The sequence below is a fragment of the Cellulomonas sp. P4_A2 genome (genome assembly GCF_056402515.1).
Genome location: NZ_JBFUHG010000007.1, coordinates 209273 through 233645 on the forward strand (window position 1 = coordinate 209273; position 24373 = coordinate 233645).

A 24373-nucleotide genomic window follows, 5' to 3' on the forward strand; every position below is an offset into this window, starting at 1 on the left:
TTCAGGCGGGGATCAGCTGCAGGGCGCGCGCACGCCGGACCGCTTCGTTGCGACGAGCGGCGCCCAGCTTGCGCAGGATGTTGCGCACATGGGTGCGCACCGTGTTGACCGACACGAACATCGCGGCCGCGATCTCGTCGGTGGACAGCATGGCCGCCAGGTGGCCCAGCACCTCGCGCTCCTTCTCGGTCAGCGGCTCGACGAGGTCTCGCACGGGCTCGGCGCTCATCGGGTCCGGCCGCACCGGCCGACCCTGGGGCGAGCGCGCCGGCGCCCGGACCGCGCCCTCCTCGAGCAGGAGCCGACGCACGTCCGCGGACGCCTCACGGAAGGGTCGTCGCAGCTGTTCCGGCGCGGCGATGCTGAGCGCGCGCTGCACGGCCCGGCGAGCCGCGGCCGGCTCCCCCAGGCTCAGTCGTCGCGACGCCTCGAGCAGCCAGCCCTCGACGCGCGCCGCGAGCGTGGCGCCCGGGTCGGGCTCCGGGTGCGAACCGTCGGCCCACTGGGCCAGGCGCACCTGCCAGAGCAGCCGCTGACCACCGACGCTCGTCCGGTCCGCGAGGGCGGCGTGCCGCTCGAGGGCGGTCGACGGCAGGCCCTCCGCGAGGTCGAGCGCGGCGAGCTCGAGCATCAGCAGGTCGGCGAGCCATGCCGGCTCCTCGGGCGGAACCGCCAGTGCGGCCCGCGCGCCCTCGAGGTCGCCCGCCGCCCGGCGCAGCCGGGCGTCGAGCACCGCGAGCAGCACGCCTGGCACCGGGTCGGCCGTCGTCACCGCGACGGCGCCGGCCCGACGCAGCTGTGTGCGCGCGAGGTCGAACGCGTCGCCCTCGGCGTCCACCCAGGCCAGTGCGAGCTGTGCGCACGGGTCCGCGGCGCCCGGCAGTGCCAGCGCGCGTTCCGCGAGCGTCCGAGCCGTGCGCAGCTGCCCGGAGACCGCCTCGACCAACGCGTGCCGACCCAGTCGGGCGTCGATGCCGCGGTACGCCTGCGCCGCCTCCTCCAGCCGTCCCAGGACGAGGAGCGCGTCGCCGCGGCGGGCCCCGATCGCCGCCGCGAGCCCCGGACCCGCGACGACCGCCTGCGTCGTCCGGTCGGCCGCCGCCAGGGCGTCCTCCGCGTCGCCGGAGCCGGACGCGACGGCCAGGTCGAGGAGGTCGAGGGCTACGGCTGCGGCCGGCGACACGGCCGTCGCCGCGGCCCGGGCCTCGGCCGCCTGGGCAGCCGCCTCGCCCAGGTCCTCGCGGGTCGCCGCGGCAACCGCGCGCACGATCGCGGCGCCGGCACCCGGCGTCCCTGCGGGCATCGGGTCGAGCACGGGCAGCAGGTCGGTGCGCGACGGGCCGAGCAGGCTCTCGGCGACTCCGGCCTCGATCGCGTAGCCGGCCGCGTCCTGCCACGCCCCGGCGCTGGCGGCCTGCCGGGTCGCCTCGTCGAACCGGCCGAGCCCGGCCAGCCACCGCCCGACCCGCTGGTGCAGGTCCTGCGCCCTGACGGGCTCGTCGACGATCAGCTGGTCGTAGAGCAGCTCCCGGACGAGAGGGTGCACGCGGAGCGACCCGGGGTGCTCCGGCACCTCCTCGACGAACGCCCACCTCAGCCGCTCCAGCCGCCGACCGGCGCGCGGGCCGCCCAGGGCGTCGACCAGGCCCGGCGGGAGGAGCTCGACGACGCTGCAGTCCAGCAGGAGGCGGCGGTCGGGGACGTCCAGAGCGTCGAGGACCTCCGTGCGCAGGTACTCCGCGACAGGTCCGGCCGAACCCGTCAGATCGCGAACCGACGCCTCGGCACCGCCCCGACGCGTGGCGTCGAGGACCGCGAACCGCAGGCCCGCGGCCCAGCCCCACGTGCGCAGGTGCAGCGAGCGGCTCGTGTCGCGGGACCGCACGAGCCGGCTCGAGGCGAGCAGGGCGGTCACCTCCTCGGGGCGGAACGAGAGATCGCCTGCCCGCAGCTCGGTGACCGAGCCGTCCAGCCGGTGACGCTGCAGGGGCAGTGGAGGGTCGGTGCGCGCCAGCACCACGAGCCGGAGCCGACCCAGGGAGTGCCGCAGGACGCGCTCGAGGCCCTCGGCGAGGTCCACGGGCACCGGACCGTCGCAGTCGAGCACCAGCACGACCCCGCCGGGGTGCGCCGCGACGTGCGCGCCGACCATCGTCGGGAGCGCCCGACGGTCCTGCTCCCGGTCGCCGAGCGACATCAGCGACGGCACCCGCACCCCGGCGCCGCGCAGGGCGTCGACGATCATCCCCCACGGCGCGGGACCGTCGAGGTCGGTGCGGTCGAACGACACCCACGCGAGCGGCCCCCGGACGGTCGCCGCCCAGGTGGACACGGCCACGGTCTTGCCGGCACCCGCGGGGGCGACGACGAGAGCGAGCGGGACGTCGACGGACAGGGCCTCGGTCAGCCGGGGGCGCTCGAGGACGTGCGGTGCGGGCGCCGGGATGCCGACGGCAGCGGCCGGTGGTCGGTCGACCGTCCCGTGCGGAAACGTGCTGCTGCTCATCGCCCGTCCCCTTCGCGAGTATGCCGACCGCAGGGCACGTCGTGCTGGGTTCCCCCCGGCAAGACCGCTCCGTTGGCCAGTCAAGCCCTCGGAACGAGACGGGACAAGGGTCTACCTACCTCATTCAGGGAAAATGTTCGTGCTGGTCAGGGTCGTTCAGGCACCGCTCGCACCCGCGTTCCGCCGGTACGGGTCGCGATGCGTGTCCACCGGCTGCGTGATGAATGCCCGCTCGCGACGGATGCCTCGGGAGAACGCCACGAGCCACGTCATGATCGCTGTGAACCGGTTGCGATAGCCCGTCATGAACGCGATGTGGATGAAGAGCCAGACCAACCAGCCGAAGCGGCCGGTGAGGTGCAACGGTCCCGCCGAGACCACCGCCCTGCCGCGACACAGGTAGGCCGCGGTCCCGAGATCGAGGTACCGGAACGGTTTCGGCGCCCCTTTGCCCTCGACCTGGTGCCGGATGTGCCGGCCCGCGTAGGCGCCGGACTGCATCGCGACCTCGGCCAGCCCGGGCATGCCGTTCAGGGTCATGACGTCGCCGACCACGAAGATCTCGGGATGGCCCTCGATGGTGCAGTCCGGGCCCACGGCGATGCGGCCGGATCGGTCGTGCTCCGCACCGGAGGCCTCGGCGATCCTGGCCGCCAGCGGGGGCGCCTCGACGCCGGCGGTCCACAGGATCGTGCGCGCGTCGTAGCGCACGTCGTTGCCGGCCTCGCTCACCTGGAGCCCGCCTGCATCCACCGACGTCACCCGCGCACCCATGTGCAGCTCGACGCCGAGGTGGGTCAGCCGCTCGGCCGCCTTGGCCGACAGCGTGGGCCCGAACGCCTTCAGGGGTGCGTCCCCCCCGTCGAACAGCAGGACCCGGGCGTCCTGCGGGCTGATCGTGCGGAACTCCTCGCTCAGCGTCTGCGTGGCGAGCTCGCGGATCTGGCCGGCCAGCTCGACGCCCGTCGGTCCGCCGCCGACGAGCGCAAACGTCAGCCACTGGGTCCGCTCCTCGTCGCTGGACGCGGTCTCGGCCAGCTCGAACGCCCCGAACACCCGGCGCCGGATGGCCAGGGCGTCGGAGATCGTCTTCATCCCCGGCGCGAACTGCGCGTACTCGTCGTGCCCGAAGTACGACTGACGCACGCCTGCCGCGACGATCAGGTGGTCGTACGGCAGCTCGAGGGCGTCGCCGCCGGGGCGGACGGCGTGCACCACCCGTCGCTCGACGTCGACGTCCTCGACCTCGGCGAGCAGGCACTCGACGTTCTTGTGCCTCTTGAGGACGTCGCGCAGAGGTGCGGCGATCTGCCCCTCGGACAGAATTCCCGTGGCGCACTGGTAGAGGAGCGGCTGGAAGAGGTGGTGACCGTTGCGGTCCACCAGCACGATGTCGACCGCGGACTTCTTCAACGAGCGCGCGGCGAACAGGCCGGCGAAACCGCCGCCGACGATCACCACCTTCGGGCGGGCCATCAGCCGGTCGGGTCGTGCCAGACGGCGCCGTCGGGCAGCAGCGCGTCGGCCTGCGCCGGTCCCCAGCTGCCCGGGGCGTAGGCGTGCACCGGGATGTCGCCCGTGAGGATCGGGTCCACCACGTGCCACGCCGCCTCGACGGTCTCCTGCTGCGCGAACAGCCAGCGCTGGCCCTCGAGCGCCGCGCCGATGAGCCGGTCGTACGGTCGCATGTCGCCGGCAGCCTGCTCCGCGAACGAGAGGTCCTCGACCTGCTGGCTCCACCCGGCGCCCGGCTTCTTGCCCACGAGCGTCAGGCCCACCGCGACCTCCGGCCAGATCCGGAACCGGAGCTCGTTCCTGACGGCGGAGTCCTTCAGGCCGAAGATGTCGTGCGGCGGGCGGCGGAACTGGAACGAGATCTCGGTCGACGTCACGGCCAGGCTCTTGCCCGCACGGATCAGGATCGGGACGTCGGCCCAGCGCCACGAGTCGCACGCGAGGCTGACGGCGGCGTACGTCTCGGTCGTCGAGCCCGGCGCCACTCCTGCGACGTCGTGGTACCCGTCGTACTGGCCGAACACCGTGTGCGCGGCGTCGAGCGGACGCAGTGCCTCGATCACCGCCGACTTCGAGGCCGACCACGAGGTGACGTCGGGGCCCGACGGCGGCTCGGCCAGCACGCTGGCGAGCACCTGCAGCATGTGGTTCTGGATGACGTCCCGGATGGCGCCGGTGCGATCGTAGAAGCTGCCGCGGTCGGCCACGTCGAACGCCTCGGCCATGGTGATCTGCACGCTCTTCACGTGCGTCCGGTTGAGCAGCGGCTCGACGATCGAGTTGGCGAACCGCGCGAACAGCACGTTCTCCAGAGGGTCCAGGCCGAGCCAGTGGTCGACGCGGTACACCGAGCCCTCGTCGAACACCTCGTGCATCGTGGCGTTGAGCGCCTGCGCGCTCCCCAGGTCGGTGCCGAACGGCTTCTCCACCATCACGCGCGCCCCGGCGGCCCGCCCGGCCCCCGCGATCCCCTTGGCGATGCGTCCGAACAGCGGCGGCGGTACCTCGAGGTAGTACAGGGCCCGGCTGCCAGAACCCATCGCCTCCGACATGGCCGTGTAGGTGGCCGGGTCGTCGAGGTCGCCGTCGACGTACTTCAGCAGGGAGAGCATTGTCGTCGCCGCGGGCGTCGTCGGGTCCATCCCGTTGAGCCGGAGCGACGCGGCCGCATACTCCCGGAACTGGTCGAGCCCCCACCCGCTCTTGGCCACCCCGATGATCGGCACCGTGAGCACGCCACGGTCGACGAGCCCGACCAGAGCGGGGAACGTCTCGAGCTTGGCCAGGTCTCCGGTCGCCCCGAAGATCACCAGGGCGTCCATGGGTTCGGTCGGCATGTGTACTCGAGCTCCTTCAGGACGGGGTCAGGACAGGCGTGCCGCGATGTGGTCCCCCACGCGCAGCGCGTTGGCGATCGCGGTCAGCGAGGGGTTCACGGCGCCGATGCTCGGGAAGAAGCTCGTGTCGACGACGTAGAGGTTGTCCACGTCGTGCGCCTTGCAGAACGGGTCGAGCGCCGAGCTCGTCGGGTCGGAGCCGAAACGGACGGTGCCGGCCTGGTGCGCGGTCGCTCCGATCGGCATGCCCTTGTGGAAGTAGATGCTGTGGTCGAGGAGGTCGTGGTCCTCCATTCCGAGGGCGGGCAGCATCGACTGGAGCTTGTGGCGCAGGCGCTTGACGCCCTCGATGTTGTTGTCCTCGTCCAACGCCAGGTGGACGCTGTCGTCGGCCCCCAGGGTCACGCGGCTCTCCGGCAGCGGCAGGTCCTCTCCGCACAGCCAGAAGTCGACCGAGTGGTGGGCGACGAGCTCGAGCGGGAACTTCGGCGAGAGCTTGCCCAGGTGCATCGGCGCGTTCGAGCGCACCTGCTCGGCGTCCGCCTTGCCGAGCATCTGGATCCCGCCCAGCGGGAAGTCCCAGTCGTCGGACCCGGCGTACCAGTCGTTCAGCGCGAGCGTCTTCTGGAACCGCGTCGGGTTCGGCGTGCGCGAGAGCCCCATGACCGCGAGGTTGTTGTGCCGCATGTAGTGCCGGCCGACGACGTCCGAGCTGTTGGCCAGCCCGCTGGGGTGGTTGTCGTTCCGGGAGCGCAGCAGGAGTACCGCCGAGTTGACCGCCCCCGCCGACACCACGACGACGTCCGCGCTGAACGTCACCGTCGAGCCGTCCTCGACCTGCGCGACGACCCCGGTGACGGTCCGCCCGGACGCGTCGGTCTCGAGCCGGAGCACCTGGGCGTGCGTGATCATCGACACGTTGTCGTACTCCAGTGCCGGATCCACGCACAGCACCTGCGCGTCGGACTTGGCGCCGAGCAGGCACGGGAAGCCGTCCACCCTGTTGCAGCGGATGCACACGCTCGTCTGCGTGGCGTTGCCGTCCGCGTCCTGCGTGAGGTCCACGCCGATCGGCAGGTGGAACGGGTGCAGGCCCACCCGCTCGAGGTCGTCGCTCAGCTGCTGGATCCGGGGCTCGTGCTTCACGGCCTCGTACGCGTACTGCGCGCTCGCGTGGCCCTCGGTGGGGTCCTCGCCGTGATGCCCGTGCACCTTGTACAGGTGCTCGGCCTGCGTGTAGTACGGCTCGAGGTCGTCATAGCTGATCGGCCACGCCGGGGAGAGGCCCCCGTGGTGCCGGATCTCACCGAAGTCCTCGGGCCGCAGCCGGAAGAGCGCGGCGCCGTAGAACTTGGTGTTGCCGCCCACGTAGTAGTTGACCTCGGGGGGGAACTCCTTGCCCTGGCCGTCGTACCAGAACTCGGGCGCGCGGTACTTGCCGCGCACGAAGACGGCTGACGAGGACCAGTTGTCGATCTCACGCGGAAGGTAACCCCCGCGTTCGAGCAGCAAGATCTTCTTCCCGGTGGGCGCCAGACGATGGACGAGCGTCCCTCCGCCTGCGCCGGACCCGATCACGATGACGTCGTATGTCTGCGCTTCGGCCACGGAACGACCGTCGTCTTCCCGCCTGCCGGCGTCATCGTCCGGCGCGGATGATGACGGTTTGTGTGAAAGACGACGATGATCCCCCGAGGCGCACGACACCGGCCGACCTCCGGAGGACGACGCATGAGCGAGCTGGACCTCGCGCGGACCCAGTTCGCGATGACGTCGATCTACCATTTCCTCTTCGTCCCGGTGACGATCGGGCTCAGCTTCCTGATCGCCCTGCTGCAGACGTCCTGGCACCGCACGGGCCGGCCGGAGTACCTGCGGCTCACCAAGTTCTTCGGGACGCTCCTGGTCATCAACATCGCGGTCGGGGTGGTGACCGGCCTGGTCCAGGAGTTCCAGTTCGGCATGAACTGGTCCTCGTACGCGCGCACCGTCGGCGACGTCTTCGGCGCCCCGCTGGCGATGGAGGGCCTGGCCGCGTTCTTCCTGGAGTCGACGTTCCTGGGCCTGTGGATCTTCGGCTGGAACGTGCTGAGCCCGCGCATCCACCTCCTGACCATCTGGGCGGTGGCGCTCGGCGGCGTGGGGTCGGCGGCGTTCATCATGGCGGCGAACTCATGGATGCAGAATCCCGTCGGGTACGAGATCAACCCCGACACCGGCCTGCCCCAGCTCAACGACATCGCTGCGCTGCTCACCAACCCGGTGTTCCTGCGCGGCTACCTGCACGTGGTCCTCGCGTCGCTGATCACGGGCGCCATCATCATGCTCGCGATCTCCGCGTGGCAGCTGCGCAAGGGCAAGGAGCCCGAGGTCTTCCAGCCGGCGGCGCGCCTGTCGCTGGTGCTCGTCGTTCCCGCGCTGCTGGTCAACATGCTCGTCGGCAGCGAGCTCGGCGTGACCGAGGCCGACTTCCAGCCGATGAAGATCGCCGCGTCGGAGGCCCAGTGGGAGACGTGCCAGCCCTGCTCGTTCTCGGTCTTCCAGATCGGCGGCGGGAAGAACGACCACGACCCGGTCAAGGTCATCGAGATCCCCCACCTGCTCTCGCTCCTGGCCACCAACTCGTGGAACGGCAAGGTGATCGGCCTCGACGAGCTGCAGAGCCAGTACGAGACGGAGTACGGCCCGGGCGAGTACGTGCCCAACGTGTTCATCCAGTACTGGGCGATGCGGGTCATGGCCTACACGGCTGGGCTGCTGCTGCTGTTCACCCTCTGGGGACTGTGGCGGCTGTGGCGAAAGAAGCTGCCGACGTCGACCCTCTTCCTGCGCCTCGCCGTCTGGGTCGCGATCCTGCCGTTCGTCATCAACACCGCCGGCTGGGTGCTGACCGAGAACGGGCGGCAACCATGGATCGTCCAAGGGCTCCTGCTGACGAAGGACGGGGTCTCACCGTCGGTGAGCACCGCCGAGGTCGTGATCAGCGTGGTCGTCTTCTTCCTGCTCTACGCGACACTGACCCTGATCGCCTGGATCCTCATGACGCGCTACGCGCGAAAGGACCTCCCCCCCGGTCCCGCGTCCGAGCCCGAGCAGCCGGTCGACGTCCCGGCCATGACCTTCTGAGCGGGGAAACTCATGACGCTTCCTGAGCTGTGGTTCATCCTCATCGCCGTCCTGTGGACGGGCTTCTTCATCCTCGAGGGCTTCGACCTCGGCGTCGGCATGCTGCACGGGCACATCGGCGGGTCCGAGGCCGGCAAGCGCGCGGCGGTCGGGACGATCGGCCCGCTCTGGGATGGCAACGAGGTGTGGTTGGTCGTGGCCGCGGCCGCGATGTTCGCCGCGTTCCCCGCCTGGTACGCCACCACGTTCTCTGCGGCGTACCTGCTGGTGGTGCTCCTGCTCGTCGCGCTGATCGGTCGGGGCGTGTCCTTCGAGTACCGGGGCAAGCACGACTCGGCCGCGTGGCGCCGGACGTGGGACGGCCTCATGACCGTCGGCAGTGTCGTCGTGCCGCTCGTCATCGGCATCATCCTGGGGAGCCTGCTCAACGGACTGCCCGTCGACGAGGACCAGGAGTTCACCGGCTCGATCGTCGATCTTCTCCAGCCGTACCCGATCTACTTCGGGCTGACCCTCGTCGTGGTCTGCCTGCTGCACGGGTCCGTCTTCCTGTGGCTCAAGACGAGCGACGACCTCGAGGAGCGCAGCGCACGGTTCGCCTCCCGCATCGCGCCCCTCGCGGCCGTCGTCGTGCTCGCATTCGTGGTCTGGACGCACGTCGTGGCCGACAAGGGGGTGCTGATCAACGTCCTGCAGGTCGTCGCCGTCGTCGCGGTGGTCGCTGCGTGGTGGCTGGTGCACGAGAAGGCCGCGGGCTGGGCGTTCGTCGCGACCTGCGTCACCATCGCCACCACCCTGCTGGGGTTGTTCGTCGACCTCTACCCCCGCCTCCTGGTCTCCACGACGAGCCCGTCCAACGACCTGACGGTGGTCAACTCCGCCTCGGGCGACTACGCGCTCAAGCTGATGACGATCATCACCGTCGTGTTCCTCCCGCTGATCCTGCTCTACCAGGGGTGGACGTACTACGTGTTCCGTGCGCGCGTGCGGACCGAGGACTTCGAGAAGCAGGACGCCCACTACTAGACCCGCGTCGTCGGGATCCTCCGGCCGAACGCCACCGTCTCCACATGCGCGCCTCGTGCACGTCCTCTGCACGGATGAGGGCCTCCGGCGTCCGGGCGAACCACCTCGGGCGTCGGTGTGAGTCGTCCCCTGCGGCCGGATATGCGCGCTAAGGTCGCAATGTTCTGCCGCACCATCCATGCCAGGGCGTACAGCGCGACGAAAGGACTGCCCACCATGACCGACGACCTCGCCGGTACCGAGAGCCTCGAAGAGACTGGTCCCATCGACTATCTCGTCGTCGAGTTCCCCCGGACCAACTTCACCGGCGAAGCGTTTCCGCTGCTGCTCGACCTGGTCGACAACAACACGATCCGCATCCTCGACCTCGTCTTCGTGCTGAAGGACGGCGACGGGAACGTCGGCGCGATCGAGCTCGACCAGCTCGACGGCGGCGGCTTCGACCTGACGATCTTCGCCGGGGTCCACTCCGGCCTGATCGGTGACGACGACGTCGCCGAGGCCGGCGAGGCGCTCCTGCCCGACACCGCGGCCGCGGTCCTCGTCTACGAGAACGTCTGGGCGGCACCGTTCGCCGCCGCGCTGCGCCGGGCCGGGGGCCAGCTCGTGGCGAGCGGCCGCATCCCCGTCCAGGCCATCCTGGCGAAGCTGGACGAGCTCGACGCCGAGTGACCCACCCCCCTCACCACCCGAGAAAGGCCAGACCATGCCAGGACTGATCCGTGGTGTCGCCCGGACCGCCGTCATCGCCGGCACCGCGACCCATGTCTCCAACAACGTGTCCCGCCGCCAGGCGGGCCGCTGGAACGCGAAGGAGCAGCAGCAGGCCGCCCAGCAGGCGCCGCAGTACGCGGAGCCGCAGTACGCGCCGCCGCCCCCGCAGCCCGCCTACGCCGCTCCGGCGCCCGCCGCCGCACCGGCCGACATGGACGCCAAGCTCGCCCAGCTCGCACAGCTCGGTGCGCTGCGCGACGCCGGCGTCCTGAGCGACATCGAGTTCGAGGTCCAGAAGAACAAGATCCTCACCTCCTGAGGACCGCCGTACCGCACGCCCGGGGACGTCTCGTCCCCGGGCGTGCGTGTGCCTGGACGCAGCTCTGAGGCGGTCCCTGCGCGACGAGAGGCCCGGAGGACGTCCTCCGGGCCCCGCGAGGCCGTTCGCACGCAGGGTCGAGTCGACCTGGTTCACCATCTCGTCGGTGCTCTCGACCTGCGGCGACCGGTAGGTCTGGACGCCCCAGCTCAGCGAGAGCGTGTTGCGCACGTCCTCGACGGGCGTGAACGCGAGCAGCGGGATCGCCGAGCGCAGGCGCGACATCCGGCGCGCCGAGTCGCCCGACTGCGTGAACGTGACGAGGTACTTCACGTCGAGCGTCTCGCCGATCTCGGCGGCCGCGCGCGTGATCGCGCCACCGCGGGTGTGCGGCGTGGAGCCCAGGGGCGCCATCCGCTCGCGGCCCATCTCCTCGGTCGCCTCGATGATCCGCGCCATCGTGCGCACGGTCTCGATCGGGTAGTCGCCCACCGAGGTCTCGCCCGAGAGCATGACGGCGTCGGCACCGTCGAGCACCGCGTTGGCGCAGTCCGAGGTCTCGGCGCGGGTCGGGCGCGGGCTCGTGGTCATGGACTCGAGCACCTGGGTGGCGACGATGACCGGCTTGGCGTTGCGACGGGCCAGCTCGACGGCGCGCTTCTGCACCAGCGGGACCTGCTCGAGCGGCAGCTCGACGCCCAGGTCGCCGCGGGCGACCATGATGCCGTCGAACGCGGCGATGATCTCGGCCAGGTTCTCGACGGCCTGCGGCTTCTCGATCTTGGCGATGACCGGGACGACCCGGTTCTCCTCCTCCATGATCCGGCGCACGTCGGTGTAGTCCTCGGCGGAGCGCACGAACGACAGCGCGATGATGTCCGCGCCGACGCGCAGCGCCCAGCGCAGGTCGTCCTCGTCCTTGTCGCTCATGGCGGGGACGGAGACGGCGACACCGGGCAGGTTGAGGCCCTTGTTGTTCGAGACGGGTCCGGGGACCTCGACGCGGGTGACCACGTCGTTGCCCTCGACGGCCGTGACGCGCACGAGCACCTTGCCGTCGTCGATGAGGATCGGGTCGCCCACGCGCGCGTCGCCGGTCAGGCCCTTGTGGGTCGTGGAGACGCGCTCCTTGGTGCCCTCGACGTCGTCGGTCGTGATCGTGAACACGTCACCGACCGCCAGGCTGTGCGGACCGTCGACGAAGCGGCCCAGGCGGATCTTGGGGCCCTGCAGGTCGACCAGGACGGCGACCGAGCGGCCGGACGCCTGCGCCGCTGCGCGGACGTTGTCGTACACGCGCTGGTGCACCTCGGTGTCGCCGTGGCTGCGGTTGAGCCGCGCCACGTCCATCCCGGCGTCGACGAGTGCCTGGATCTGCTCCGCGGACTCCGTGGCCGGGCCGATGGTGCAGACGATCTTTGCTCTACGCATGGGGCGAGCCTATGCCTTCCGTGTTTTTCGTGGCTGACCGCACGCCCCGGTCCGGCCCCCAGGGCCGGGCGGTTGTCGACGCCGGTCGAAGGGGTGGTCTAGGGGCGCAGCGCCACCGTGGAGGCGGTCACCGGCGAGGGCAGCTCGGTGCTGCCCGAGAGGTAGGTGTCGACGGCGGCCGCGGCGGCGCGGCCCTCCGCGATCGCCCAGACGATGAGCGACTGGCCGCGGCCGGCGTCACCGGCGACGAACACACCGGGCACCGAGGTGGCGAAGTCGTCGGACCGTGTGACGAGCCCGCGCGAGGTCAGCTCGATCCCGATCTGGTCGGTCAGCGGCGTCGTCTCCGGCCCGGAGAAGCCCATCGCGACGAGTACGAGGTCCGCCGGGATCTCGCGCTCGGTGCCGGCTTTGGGCACGCGCCGGCCGTCGGAGAGGTACTCGGTCGTCGCGAGCTTGAGCCGGTTGACCGTGCCGTCCTCGTCGCCGAGGAACTCGACCGTCGACGCCAGGTACGCGCGGTCGCCACCCTCGGCGTGCGAGGACGAGACCTCGAAGAGGATGGGGTCGGTCGGCCACGGCTGGTGCTCGGGACGGTCCTGCGGCGGGCGCTTGCCGATCGCCAGCGTGGTGACGCTCGCGGCGCCCTGGCGCAGCGCGGTGCCGAGGCAGTCCGAACCCGTGTCGCCGCCGCCGATGATGATGACGTGCTTCCCGGTCGCGGTGATCTGGTCGGCCACCTGCTTGCCGGCCGCGACCCCGTTCGCCTGGTGCAGGTACTCCATGGCGACGTGCACGCCTGCGAGCTCCTTGCCGGGCACCGTCAGCTCGCGCGGCACGGTGGCGCCGGTCGCGATGACGATCGCGTCGTACCGCGCCTGCAGCTGCGGCCAGGTCACGTCGCGGCCGACCTCGACGCCCGGGCGGAACCGCGTGCCCTCGGCCTCCATCTGCTCGAGGCGGCGGTCGATGTGGATCTTCTCGAGCTTGAAGTCGGGCACGCCGTACCGCAGCAGGCCGCCGATCGCGTCGTCCCGCTCGTACACGGCGACCGTGTGGCCGGCGCGCGTGAGCTGCTGGGCGGCGGCCAGGCCGGCCGGACCCGAGCCGACGACCGCGACCGTGTGGCCGGTGAGGCGCTGCGGGACCTGCGGGGTCACCAGACCCTGGTCGAACGCCTCGTCGATGATCGAGACCTCGACGTTCTTGATGGTGACCGCGGGCTGGTTGATGCCCAGCACGCAGCTCGACTCGCACGGCGCCGGGCAGATGCGACCGGTGAACTCCGGGAAGTTGTTGGTCGCGTGCAGCCGGTCGATCGCGTCCGACCACTGACCGCGCCACACCAGGTCGTTCCACTCGGGGATCAGGTTCCCGAGCGGGCAGCCGTTGTGGCAGAACGGGATCCCGCAGTCCATGCAGCGGCCGGCCTGCTCCTTGAGGTAGGGCTGCCCCTCCTGCAGGTGCTCGTGCACGTCCGCCCAGTCACGCAGGCGGATCTCGACGGGACGGTTGGGCGGGAGCTCGCGGTCGCGGACCTTGAGGAAGCCACGGGGGTCAGCCACGGGCCACCTCCAGGATCGTGTCCCACACGCCGGGCGCTGCGGGGTCGAGGCCGTCGGCCTCGGCCTGCGCGAGCGCGCGACGGACGCGGGCGTACTCGGTGGGCAGCAGGCGCGTGAACCGCGCCCGGGTCTGGGGGAAGTCCTCGAGCAGCTGGGCCGCGACCGGCGAGCCCGTCTCCTCGTGGTGGGCGCGCAGCAGCTGTTCCACCAGCGCGGCGTCCTCGTCGTCCAGCGGGTCGAGCGCGAGCTCGTTGGTCCGCACGGCGTCCAGGTTCACGAGCGCGGGCACCAGGTCCAGCACGTAGGCCGTGCCGCCCGACATCCCGGCTCCGAAGTTGCGACCCGTCCGGCCGAGCACCAGGACGGTGCCGCCGGTCATGTACTCGCACCCGTGGTCGCCCACGCCCTCGACGACGAGCGTCGCGCCGGAGTTGCGGACGCCGAACCGCTCGCCGACCAGGCCGCGCAGGAAGATCTGCCCGGTCGTGGCGCCGTAGCCGATGACGTTGCCCGCCACGACGTTGTGCTCGGAGGAGAGCACCGCGTTGCGGTCGGGACGGATCGCGATGCGCCCGCCCGAGAGGCCCTTGCCGACGTAGTCGTTGGCGTCGCCGAACAGCCGCAGCGTGACGCCGCGCGGCAGGAACGCGCCGAACGACTGGCCCGCCGAGCCCGTGAGCGTGACGTCGATCGTGTCGTCGGCCAGACCCGCGCCGCCGAACCGCTTGGTCACCTCGTGGCCGAGCATCGTGCCGACGGTCCGGTTGACGTTGCGCACCGGGAGGGCGATCCGGACCGGCTCGCGGCGCTCGAGGGCGTCCGTCGCCAGCGCGATGAGCCGGTTGTCCAGCGCGCGGTCCAGGCCGTGGTCCTGCAGCTTGGTCTGGTGCAGCTCCGTACCGGCGACCGGCGACGGCACCGCGAGCACCGGGGCGAGGTCCAGGCCCTCGGCCTTCCAGTGGTCGATCGCCGCGCGGGTGTCCAGCAGCTCCACGTGGCCGACGGCCTCGAGCAGCGTGCGGAAGCCCAGCTGCGCGAGCAGCTCGCGGACCTCCTGCGCGATGAACTCCATGAACGTCACGACGAACTCGGGCTTGCCGGTGAACCGGGCGCGCAGCTCGGGGTTCTGCGTGGCGACGCCGACCGGGCAGGTGTCGAGGTGGCAGACGCGCATCATGATGCAGCCCGAGACGACCAGGGGCGCCGTCGCGAAGCCGAACTCCTCGGCGCCGAGCAGCGCACCGATCACCACGTCGCGGCCGGTCTTGAGCTGGCCGTCGACCTGGACGACGACGCGGTCGCGCAGGTTGTTCAGCACGAGCGTCTGCTGGGTCTCGGCCAGGCCGATCTCCCACGGGGTGCCCGCGTGCTTGAGCGAGGTCAGCGGGGAGGCACCCGTGCCGCCGTCGTGACCCGAGATGAGCACGACGTCCGAGTGCGCCTTGGCGACGCCCGCGGCGATCGTGCCCACGCCGAACTCGCTGACGAGCTTGGTGTGGATGCGTGCCCTCGGGTTCGCGTTCTTGGCGTCGTGGATCAGCTGCGCCAGGTCCTCGATCGAGTAGATGTCGTGGTGCGGCGGCGGCGAGATGAGCCCGACGCCCGGCGTCGAGTGCCGCGTCTTGGCCACCCACGGGTACACCTTGTGACCCGGCAGCTGACCGCCCTCGCCCGGCTTGGCACCCTGCGCGAGCTTGATCTGGATGTCGTCCGCGTTGGTCAGGTACTCGCTGGTCACGCCGAAGCGGCCCGAGGCGATCTGCTTGATCGCCGAGCGGCGCACCGGGTCGTTGAGACGGTCGGAGTCCTCGCCGCCCTCACCGGTGTTCGACTTGGCGCCGATGCTGTTCATCGCCACGGCGAGCGTCTCGTGCGCCTCCGCCGAGATGGAGCCGTAGGACATCGCGCCGGTGTTGAACCGCTTGACGATCTCGCTGACCGGCTCGACCTCGTCGAGCGGTACGGGGGTCCGCGCGCCGTCCTTGAACGCCAGCAGGCCGCGCAGCGTCATCAGGCGCGACGACTGCTCGTCCACCCGGCGCGTGTACTGCTGGAAGATGTCGAACTGCCGCGTCCGCGTCGAGTGCTGCAGGCGGAAGACGGTCTCGGGGTCGAACAGGTGGTCCTCGCCGTCGCGACGCCACTGGTACTCGCCGCCGACCGCGAGCCGCAGGTGCGCCTGGCGGTTGCCGCTGGCCGGGTACGCGTCGGCGTGCCGGGCGGCGACCTCCGCCGCGATGACGTCCAGGCCGATACCGCCGAGCCGGCTCGTCGTGCCCGTGAAGTACCGGTCGACGAGGGCCTGCGACAGGCCGATGGCCTCGAAGACCTGGGCGCCGCGGTAGGACGCGATGGTCGAGATGCCCATCTTCGACATGACCTTCAGGACGCCCTTGCCGAGCGCCTTGATGAGGTTGGCGACGGCCTTGGTCTCGTCGACACCCGGCAGGTAGCCCGAGCGCGCGAGGTCCTCGACGGTCTCCATCGCGAGGTATGGGTTGACCGCGGCCGCGCCGTAGCCGATGAGCAGCGCCGTGTGGTGCACCTCGCGGACGTCGCCCGCCTCGACCACCAGCGAGATCATCGTGCGGGTGTGCCGGCGCAGCGTGTGGTGGTGCACGGCGCTCAGCAGCAGCAGGGACGGGATCGGCGCGAGGTCCGCGTCCGAGTTGCGGTCGGAGAGCACGATGAAGCTGACGCCGTCGGCCACCGCCGCGTCGACCTCGGCGAAGATCTCGTCGAGCCGCGCCTGCAGGGCCTCTCCCCCGCCGCTGACCTTGTACAGGCCGCGGATGATGGTCGACCGGAAGCCGAGCGACGGCTCCTTGGCGACGTGCACGATCTTGGCGAGCTGGTCGTTGTCGATCACCGGGAACGGCAGGATCAGCTTGCGAGCGTGGCCGGGGCCGTCCTCGAGCAGGTTGGGCTCGGGGCCGATCGCCCCGCCGATGGCCGTGACCAGCTCCTCGCGGATGGCGTCCAGCGGCGGGTTGGTGACCTGCGCGAACATCTGCGTGAAGTAGTCGAAGAGCATGCGCGGGCGGCTGGACAGCACCGCGACGGGCGTGTCCGACCCCATGGCACCGAGCGGCTCCGCACCGGCGGCGGCCATCGGGCTGAGCAGGATCTTCAGCTCTTCCTCGGTGTAGCCGAACGCCCGCTGGCGACGACGCACGGAGGCCGCCGAGTGCGCCACGTGCTCGCGCTCGGGCAGCTGCGCCAGGTAGACCGAGTTCTCCCGCACCCACTGGGCGTACGGCTTCTGCGCGGCGAGCGTGGACTTGATCTCCTGGTCGTCGATGATCCGGCCCTTGCCGGTGTCGACGAGGAACATGCGGCCGGGCTCGAGGCGGCCCTTGGCGACGACGGTGGCGGGGTCGATGTCCAGGACGCCGGCCTCCGACGCGCACACGACGAGGCCGTCCTCGGTGACCCAGTACCGGCCGGGACGCAGACCGTTGCGGTCCTGCACGGAGCCGATCAGGGTGCCGTCGGTGAACGTCATGGCGGCCGGGCCGTCCCACGGCTCCATGAGCGTGGAGTGGTACTCGTAGAACGCGCGGCGGGCGGGGTCCATCTGGGCGTGGTTCTCCCACGCCTCCGGGATCATCATCATCACCGCGTGCGGCAGGGAGCGTCCGGACAGGTGCAGCAGCTCCAGCACCTCGTCGAAGCTGCCGGAGTCCGACCCGCCCGGCGTACAGACGGGCAGGAGCGGGGCGAGGTCGCCCAGCTCGTCGCTGGCGAGCGTGCCCTCGCGGGCCGCCATCCAGTTGCGGTTGCCGCGCACCGTGTTGATCTCGCCGTTGTGGGCGATCATCCGGAACGGCTGCGCGAGCGGCCAGGACGGGAACGTGTTGGTGGAGAAGCGCGAGTGCACCAGCGCGATCTCGGAGGCGTACCGCGGGTCCGACAGGTCCGCGAAGAACGGCTCGAGCTGCCCCGTGGTGAGCATGCCCTTGTAGTCGAGCGTGCGGGCGGACAGCGACGCGAAGTAGAGGCCGTGCTCACGCTCGGCCCGCTTGCGCAGCCGGTACGCGCGACGGTCGAGCTCGACGCCCGACAGCTCCCGGGACGGGTCCGCGACGACGAGCTGACGGAACACCGGCATGGACGCGCGCGCCGTGGGACCGACCAGGTCGGCCGTCACGACGACCTCGCGCCACGCGAGGACGTCCAGCTTCTCCTCGGCGGCGATCGACTCGATCGCGCTCACCGCGCTGCGCTGCTCCGCCTCGTCGACAGGCAGGAACGCCATGCCGATCGCGTAGTAGCCGGCGGGCGGGAGCTCGGCGTCGACGACATCACGAAGGAAGGCGTCCGGGATCTGCGTGAGGATGCCCGCACCGTCACCGCTGTCCTCCTCGGCACCGACGGCGCCGCGGTGGTCGAGGTTGAGCAGAGCGGTCAGACCGGCGTCGACGATGTCCCTGCCGGGCGTCCCCCGCAACGTGGCCACGAAGGCGAAGCCACACGCGTCGTGCTCGGCGGTGGGGTCGTAGAGACCCTGCGGCAGTGGCGCACGAAGTGCGCCAGGGCTCACGGGCGACGTCGACATCAGCACCGTCCTCACGGTCCCCGGGGGTCGGGGAATAGCACGAACAAGAGGGATAGCGGGACGTCGTCGGCCCAGACGTGGCGACGATACAGGGCGGTCCGCAGACCACACGCATCGTCAGAGCTGAGAAGCGCTTCCGGCTTCCCGCGGGTCAGCGGGCGGGTCGGTCGCTGTCTCGTTCACCTGCGACAAGTCTTCCTGCACTGTCGGGGGTGCCAGCAGGAGGGTCGTGTCACGTCCTGGGTGCCGGCGCCCGACCACAACGAACGCTACCAGCGCTCCGACGCCCACGATGATGGCCGTCCAGACGTTGAGGCGGACGCCGAAGATGTGGTTCGCCGGATCGACACGGAGCATCTCGATCCAGAGCCGGCCGGTGGTGTAGATCATCACGTAGAGCCAGAAGACGCGACCGTAGCCGAGCCGGTAGCGACGGTCGATCCAGATGAGCAGGGCGGCGCCCGCGAAGTTCCAGAGCATCTCGTACAGGAACGTCGGGTGGAACAGCGTGCCGGACTCGTAGCCCGGCGGGAGGAACGCGTCGTCGATCCGCAGACCCCACGGCAACGTGGTCGCGGCGCCGAACAGCTCCTGGTTGAACCAGTTGCCGAGCCGACCGATCCCCTGGGCCACCAGCAGGCCGGGCGCCAGCGCGTCCGCGAATGGTGCGAGCCGCACGCCCTGGCGACGGCAGCCGATCCAGGCACCGACGCCGCCGAACGCGACCGCGCCCCAGATGCCGAGGCCGCCCTGCCAGATGAACAGGGCCTTGACGGGGTCGCCGCCCGCGCCGAAGTACGCCTCGGGCGAGGTGATCACGTGGTAGATCCGGCCGCCGACGATGCCGAACGGCACCGCCCAGAACGAGATCTCCAGGACCGTGTCGGCCTCACCGCCGCGCTCGACCCAGCGTCGTCGCGTCATCCAGAGCGCGACGACGATGCCCAGGAGGATCGCGAGCGCGTAGGCACGCAGCGGGAAGGGACCCAGGTGCCAGACGCCCTGGGACGGGCTCGGGATGGCCGCGATCACCGCGCGGACCTCACACCTTCTGCGAGGGCCGCCGTGACCCGGGCGAGCTCGGCACGACCCGCGGCGGCGTCCGGTGCGTCGAGCACGGCGCGCACCAGCGCGGAGCCGACGATCACCCCGTCGGCGTAGCCGGCCACCTGCGCGGCCTGCTCCGGCCGGGAGACCCCGAGCCCGACGCAGACGTGCCCGGCGCCGGCGGCGCGCGTGTCCGCCACCAGCTGCTCGGCGCGGTTGCCGAGCGACGTCCGCTCGCCGGTCACGCCCATGGTCGAGGCGGCGTAGACGAACCCGCGGGACGCGGCGCTCGTCGAGGCCAGCCGCTCGGGTGTGGAGCTCGGGGCGACGAGGAAGACGCGGTCCAGGCCGTGCTCGTCGGACGCCGCGATCCAGTCGGAGGCCTCGTCGGGGATGAGGTCGGGCGTGATCAGGCCGGCACCACCCGCGGAGGCGAGGTCGCGGGCGAACGCGTCGACGCCGTAGCGCAGCACGAGGTTCCAGTACGTCATGACGAGGATCGGCGCACCGCGGCCGGACACCTGCTCGACCGCGCGGATCGTGTCGCGGACCTTGAAGCCGCGGGCGAGCGCCGCGTCGACGGCCTTCTGGATCAGCGGGCCGTCCATGACCGGGTCGCTGTAGGGGACACCGAGCTCGACGACGTCCGCTCCCGCGTCGATCATGGTGCGCACGGCGTCGATCGAGCCGTCGACGCTCGGGTAGCCGACCGGCAGGTACCCGACGAGCGCGGACCGCCCCAGGCCGTCGAGGAACTCGGCGACCTGCGACCGCACGGCGACCGGCGTCATAGCTGTTCTCCCTGGTCGGCGAGCACGACCGGTTCGTCGTCGATCAGGTCGAACCAGGCCGCGGCCGTGGCCACGTCCTTGTCGCCGCGACCGGACAGGTTCACCAGGAGCACCGGCTCGTGGCCGTCGTCGCCGGTCCAGCCCGCGAGCTCGGGACCGAGCGCGATGGCACCCGCGAGGGCGTGCGCGGACTCGATCGCCGGGATGATCCCCTCGGTCCGGCACAGGACGCGGAACGCGTCCATGGCCTCGACGTCGGTGACCGGCCGGTAGTCGGCGCGGCCGATGTCGTGCAGCCACGCGTGCTCGGGACCGACGCTCGGGTAGTCCAGGCCGGCGGACACCGAGTGGCTGGGCAGCGTCTGGCCGTCGTCGTCCTGCAGCAGGTAGGACTTGGCGCCGTGCAGCACGCCGGGCTCGCCGCCGGAGAACCGTGCGGCGTGCCTCCCCGACGAGATGCCCTCGCCGCCGGCCTCGAAGCCGAACAGCCGCACGTCGGGGTCGTCGAGGAAGGCGTTGAAGATGCCCATCGCGTTCGACCCGCCACCCACGCACGCGGCGACGGCGTCGGGCAGCCGCCCGATCTCCTCGAGGAGCTGGGCCTTGGCCTCGTCGCCGATGATCTTGTGGAAGTCGCGGACCATCTCGGGGAACGGGTGCGGACCCGTCACCGTGCCGAGGAGGTAGTGCGTCGTCTCGACGTTGGCCACCCAGTCACGCAGGGCCTCGTTGATCGCATCCTTGAGGGTGCGGGTCCCGATGGTGACCGGGATGACCTCCGCACCGAGCAGGCGCATGCGCGCGACGTTGAGGGCCTGCCGGCGCGTGTCCTCCTCGCCCATGTACACGACGCACTCGAGGTCCAGCAGCGCAGCGGCGGTGGCCGTGGCGACGCCGTGCTGGCCCGCACCGGTCTCCGCGATCACGCGCGTCTTGCCCATGCGCTTGACCAGCAGGGCCTGCCCCAGCACGTTGTTGATCTTGTGCGAGCCCGTGTGGTTCAGGTCCTCGCGCTTGAGGAAGACGCGCACGCCCTCGGCCACGTGCTTCGCGAACCGCGGGACCTCGGTCAACGGGCTCGGGCGGCCCGTGTACGTGCGGTGCAGCCGCGCCAGCTCGCGCCCGAACGCCGGATCGGTGAGGGCCTTGTGGTACTCGGTGTCGAGCTCGTCCAGCGCCGCGATGAGCGCCTCCGGCACGTACCTGCCGCCGAACTGGCCGAAGTACGGACCCGCGTGCGTCGACAGCGGGCCGTCGGACACGGCCTCGAGCAGCTTGTCGGACAGCGGTCCGACCGATGGCCGACCGGTCACTGGCGCACCGCGCGCAGGGACGGGTGGGCACCGGCGGCGACGAGGTCCGCGACGGACTCGCGCGGGGCGTCGTCGGTGACGAGGGCCTCCCCGACGAGCACCGCGTCCGCACCGGCGCGGGCGTAGTCCATGACGTCGTGCGGGCCGCGGACCCCGGACTCGGCGATCTTGATGATGTGCGACGGGATCGCCGGGGCGACCCGGGCGAAGGTCGTGCGGTCCACCTCGAGCGAGCGCAGGTCGCGGGCGTTCACGCCGATCACCCGGGCACCGGCGTCGGCGGCGCGCTCGACCTCGTCGACGTCGTGCACCTCGACGAGGGCCGTCATCCCGAGGGAGTGGACCCGCTCGACGAGCGACTCGAGGACCGTCTGCTCGAGCGCCGCGACGATGAGCAGGACCAGGTCGGCGCCGTGCGCGCGTGCTTCCCAGACCTGGTACGGCGTGACGACGAAGTCCTTGCGCAGCACCGGGATGTCGACCCGGGCGCGGACGGCGTCGAGGTCGGCCAGCGACCCGTGGAAGCGGCGCTCCTCGGTGAGCACCGAGATGACCGCGGCGCCACCCTTCTCGTACTCGGCGGCCAGCGCCGCGGGGTCCTTGATGGTCGCGAGGGCGCCCTTGCTCGGGCTCGAGCGCTTCACCTCGGCGATCACCCGGACGGCGTCCTCGGCGCGCAGCCGGTTGAGGCAGTCGAGCGCCGACGGACGACGGTCCGCCTGCTCCTTGACCAGCGCGAGCGGCGTTGCTTCCTCGCGGACGGCCAGGTCCTGCCTGACTCCGGCGATGATGTCGTCCAGCACGGTCATCGAAGACTCACCCTCTCCCCTGTCGGCTCGGCCCGCACACCGTCGTGAGTGGCTCGGGGCCGGGTTCCATCGTAGAGGGGGTGGACAGGTGACCCCGACCACAACCAGGTGCTGGGACGCCGCCCCCGGACTCAGCCGGTCAGGGGGCGAGGTACGGGGCCAACGCGGGGATGTTCCGCAGGATGCCGAAGGCGACGACCGCGCCGAGCAGGACCCACGGCAGCGCGGCCGGGAGGCGGCGGCTCGTGGGCCGTCCGCGCGTCGTCGCGACGAGCCAGCGCGCCCACGCGAGCACGAGGAGCGGGGCGACGACGACCCACAGCGGGTTCATCGCCCACGCGCCGGCGACGTCGGCGCGCGCGAGGTCGTGCGTCGCACGCAGGCCTCCGCACAGCGGGCACCACAGTCCGGTCATGGCGTAGAGCGGGCAGACGCCGTAGCTGCCGGAGACGTGCGGGTCGTGGAGCGCGATGACCGCGACCCCGAGCGCCACGGAGGCGCCGACGACCAGCGGCGCGCGAGGGTCCGCCGCGCGCGCCGCCGTCGCAGGCCTAGAACTGGTAATCGGACGAGTAGCCGTCGAGTCCCCCGGAGGCGAAGACGATCCAGTAGCCGATGCCGAGGACGACACCGACGATGCCCAGGATGAGCCCGGCCGTCGCCATCCCGCCGTTGGTCGCCTCGCCGCGGGCGACCGCCTTGCGCGAGAGCGAGCCGAGGATGATGGCGGCGATCGAGACGATCAGGATGCTGCAGCACGGGATGACGCCGAGGATTCCCGTGACCAGCGCCCAGACGCCGAGCGCGTTCTTGTTCTTCACGGGGTACTCGGGCGGGCCGTAGCCGGGGTATCCGCCCGGTGCGCCGTACTGGGGCTGCTGCCCGTACTGCGGCTGCTGCCCGTACTGGGGCTGGCCGTACGGCTGCTGGCCGTAGGGCGACGGCGCGCCGTACTGCGGGGCCGGCGGCTGCTGCGGCGGCTGTCCGTACTGCGGCGAGCCGTACGGCGTCGCGGGCGGGTACGGCGGCTCGGTGGGCGACCCGTACGGAGCGGGCGGTGCGGGCGGCGGATCGGCCGGCGCGCCGTAGGGCGCGGGCGGCGGGGTCTGCGGGGCCGACGGGTCCTGCGGCTGCGCGGGCTGGCCCTGCGGGTCGTAGGGGTTCTGCGGCTCGTCGGGGGTGGACATCGTTCCTCCTGGGTCGCGGGCAGCCCGGGCTACGTCGATGCAGGCAGTGTCGCGAACGCACACAGCCTGCCCCCACGACCGGTGCCATGTCCGGTCATCGTAGGCGCATCCGACCACGTCGCACCGAGATTTCGTCGGCGCGTCAGGGCGCCGGACGCGACGCGGCGACGAGCTCAGTGACCGCCGTGGTTGGCCTGGTGCGCCCGCGTCTTGGCGCCGCCCTGGCCGTAGCCGGCCGCGACGAGCAGCCGGGAGACGATCAGGCTCAGCACGATGAGGCCGATGCCGACCCAGAAGAGCCAGACGAGCGCGAACGCGACGCCGAGGCCGGCGACCGTGAACGCGATGACGACCGCGTAGGTGGTGAACCAGGCGGCGACCGTCTTGCCGTGGTTCGTCGGCGCCGCCGTCGGCGGGAGGTTCAGCTTCTCGGTGACGGTGACGTTCTGCGCGCGGTGCGCGAGGGTGCGGTCGGCCATGGTGTGGTGCCTTTCGTGCTCGGTTCTGCGGCTCACCCTAGCGGACCGGCGCGCAGGTTCGGCCGTGTCGGCGTCCAGGTCAGGAGGGATCGTCGCCGCGGCTGAGGGCGTCCCAGTCGGCGCGCTCGTCGGGGGTCGTCGTCGGTCCGGACGATGCCGGGTCGATCGGGTCGGTCGAGGTCGACTGGTACCGGCGCGTCGGGCCGGCCCAGCCTCGGGACGCGACCACGAGCCAGACGGCGGCAAGGATGTCGAGTGCGCCGACCACGAGCGCGACCGTCGGCCACGCGCTCGTCGCGACGGGTCCGGCGAGGTGGCCGACGCCCGTCTGGGCGGCGACCACGGGCGCCACGGCGGCGGCGGGGTCGGTGAGCGCCGAGACCGTCGTCGCGACGACGAGGACGCCGCACCCGGCGACGACGAGCGCGACGACCCAGCGGCCGACGCGCCCCACCAGCCCGACCGCGGCGCCGGCCGCCAGGATCGCCACGGCGGCGGCGAGGATCCCCGGAGCCACGTCGGTGCCCTGGACCGCGACGTCGACCGTGCCCTCGAGCGCGGTCGAGCCGGTCGTCGTGAACCAGACGGGGACGGCCGTCAGGGCGGTCAGGCCCGCGAGGACCAGCAGGAGAGCGGCCGCGCGGCCGCGT

The 24373-nt window shown here is 71.6% G+C and carries 18 protein-coding genes and 1 pseudogene; 4 read left to right on the forward strand and 15 right to left on the reverse strand.

Going from position 1 to position 24373, the window contains the following annotated elements:
- Position 1: 1 nt before the first annotated feature.
- From AC1DUE_RS09475 to AC1DUE_RS09490, 4 genes are all read right to left on the reverse strand, one after another.
- On the reverse strand, positions 2 to 2506 hold the full coding sequence (locus AC1DUE_RS09475) for a LuxR C-terminal-related transcriptional regulator (protein ID WP_477039153.1): 2505 nt from the start codon (positions 2504 to 2506) through the stop codon (positions 2 to 4).
- A gap of 156 nt (positions 2507 to 2662) precedes the next feature.
- On the reverse strand, positions 2663 to 3982 hold the full coding sequence (locus tag AC1DUE_RS09480; RefSeq protein WP_477039154.1) for an NAD(P)/FAD-dependent oxidoreductase: 1320 nt from the start codon (positions 3980 to 3982) through the stop codon (positions 2663 to 2665).
- Positions 3982 to 5358 (reverse strand): glucose-6-phosphate dehydrogenase, encoded by a 1377-nt coding sequence (locus tag AC1DUE_RS09485; protein ID WP_477039155.1) that lies wholly within the window; start codon positions 5356 to 5358, stop codon positions 3982 to 3984. Before AC1DUE_RS09485 ends, AC1DUE_RS09480 begins: the two co-directional genes overlap by 1 nt.
- A 27-nt stretch (positions 5359 to 5385) precedes the next feature.
- The gene (locus tag AC1DUE_RS09490) at positions 5386 to 6966 is read right to left on the reverse strand and encodes a GMC family oxidoreductase (protein ID WP_477039156.1); all 1581 of its coding nucleotides are present in this window, start codon (positions 6964 to 6966) and stop codon (positions 5386 to 5388) included.
- 123 nt (positions 6967 to 7089) lie between these two features.
- Here AC1DUE_RS09490 and AC1DUE_RS09495 point away from each other — a divergent pair, with 123 nt between their 5' ends.
- From AC1DUE_RS09495 to AC1DUE_RS09510, 4 genes are all read left to right on the forward strand, one after another.
- A complete protein-coding gene (locus AC1DUE_RS09495) occupies positions 7090 to 8484 on the forward strand; it encodes a cytochrome ubiquinol oxidase subunit I (protein WP_477039157.1) in 1395 nt (464 codons plus the stop codon).
- Between the two features lie 12 nt (positions 8485 to 8496).
- The gene (gene cydB / locus AC1DUE_RS09500) at positions 8497 to 9510 is read left to right on the forward strand and encodes a cytochrome d ubiquinol oxidase subunit II (RefSeq protein WP_477039158.1); all 1014 of its coding nucleotides are present in this window, start codon (positions 8497 to 8499) and stop codon (positions 9508 to 9510) included.
- A gap of 216 nt (positions 9511 to 9726) precedes the next feature.
- Positions 9727 to 10182 carry a DUF6325 family protein gene (locus tag AC1DUE_RS09505; protein WP_477039159.1) on the forward strand — a complete coding sequence of 152 codons (456 nt, stop codon included), beginning with the start codon at positions 9727 to 9729 and terminating at the stop codon, positions 10180 to 10182.
- 253 nt (positions 10183 to 10435) lie between these two features.
- A complete protein-coding gene (locus tag AC1DUE_RS09510; RefSeq protein WP_477039278.1) occupies positions 10436 to 10543 on the forward strand; it encodes an SHOCT domain-containing protein in 108 nt (35 codons plus the stop codon).
- Between the two features lie 105 nt (positions 10544 to 10648).
- On the opposite strand, the pseudogene pyk reads toward AC1DUE_RS09510, so the two are convergent.
- The 11 genes and pseudogenes from pyk to AC1DUE_RS09565 form a co-directional block, all read right to left on the reverse strand.
- A pseudogene (gene pyk / locus AC1DUE_RS09515) lies at positions 10649 to 11974 on the reverse strand (pyruvate kinase); the annotation flags it as partial.
- A 98-nt stretch (positions 11975 to 12072) separates the two neighbouring features.
- On the reverse strand, positions 12073 to 13539 hold the full coding sequence (locus AC1DUE_RS09520) for a glutamate synthase subunit beta (RefSeq protein WP_477039160.1): 1467 nt from the start codon (positions 13537 to 13539) through the stop codon (positions 12073 to 12075).
- Positions 13532 to 18097, reverse strand: coding sequence for a glutamate synthase large subunit (gene gltB, locus AC1DUE_RS09525; RefSeq protein WP_477039161.1), 4566 nt, complete (start codon positions 18095 to 18097; stop codon positions 13532 to 13534). Before gltB ends, AC1DUE_RS09520 begins: the two co-directional genes overlap by 8 nt.
- Positions 18098 to 18214: 117 nt before the next feature.
- Entirely contained in the window at positions 18215 to 19129 is a 915-nt protein-coding gene (gene lgt, locus AC1DUE_RS09530) for a prolipoprotein diacylglyceryl transferase (RefSeq protein WP_477039162.1), read from the reverse strand.
- Entirely contained in the window at positions 19126 to 19935 is an 810-nt protein-coding gene (gene trpA / locus AC1DUE_RS09535) for a tryptophan synthase subunit alpha (RefSeq protein ID WP_477039163.1), read from the reverse strand. The genes lgt and trpA overlap by 4 nt, the downstream gene beginning before the upstream one ends.
- The gene (gene trpB, locus AC1DUE_RS09540) at positions 19932 to 21248 is read right to left on the reverse strand and encodes a tryptophan synthase subunit beta (RefSeq protein WP_477039164.1); all 1317 of its coding nucleotides are present in this window, start codon (positions 21246 to 21248) and stop codon (positions 19932 to 19934) included. The genes trpA and trpB overlap by 4 nt, the downstream gene beginning before the upstream one ends.
- A complete protein-coding gene (gene trpC, locus AC1DUE_RS09545; protein ID WP_477039165.1) occupies positions 21245 to 22057 on the reverse strand; it encodes an indole-3-glycerol phosphate synthase TrpC in 813 nt (270 codons plus the stop codon). Before trpC ends, trpB begins: the two co-directional genes overlap by 4 nt.
- Positions 22058 to 22196: 139 nt before the next feature.
- Positions 22197 to 22550: a DUF2752 domain-containing protein gene (locus AC1DUE_RS09550; RefSeq protein ID WP_477039166.1), complete on the reverse strand. Its 354-nt coding sequence runs from the start codon at positions 22548 to 22550 to the stop codon at positions 22197 to 22199.
- Between the two features lie 58 nt (positions 22551 to 22608).
- A complete protein-coding gene (locus tag AC1DUE_RS09555) occupies positions 22609 to 23244 on the reverse strand; it encodes a DUF4190 domain-containing protein (protein ID WP_477039167.1) in 636 nt (211 codons plus the stop codon).
- Positions 23245 to 23417: 173 nt separating this feature from the next.
- On the reverse strand, positions 23418 to 23723 hold the full coding sequence (locus tag AC1DUE_RS09560) for an HGxxPAAW family protein (protein WP_477039168.1): 306 nt from the start codon (positions 23721 to 23723) through the stop codon (positions 23418 to 23420).
- A 79-nt stretch (positions 23724 to 23802) separates the two neighbouring features.
- Positions 23803 to 24373, reverse strand: a 571-nt coding sequence (locus AC1DUE_RS09565; protein WP_477039169.1) for a Trp biosynthesis-associated membrane protein, incomplete at its 5' end; no start/stop codon positions are given.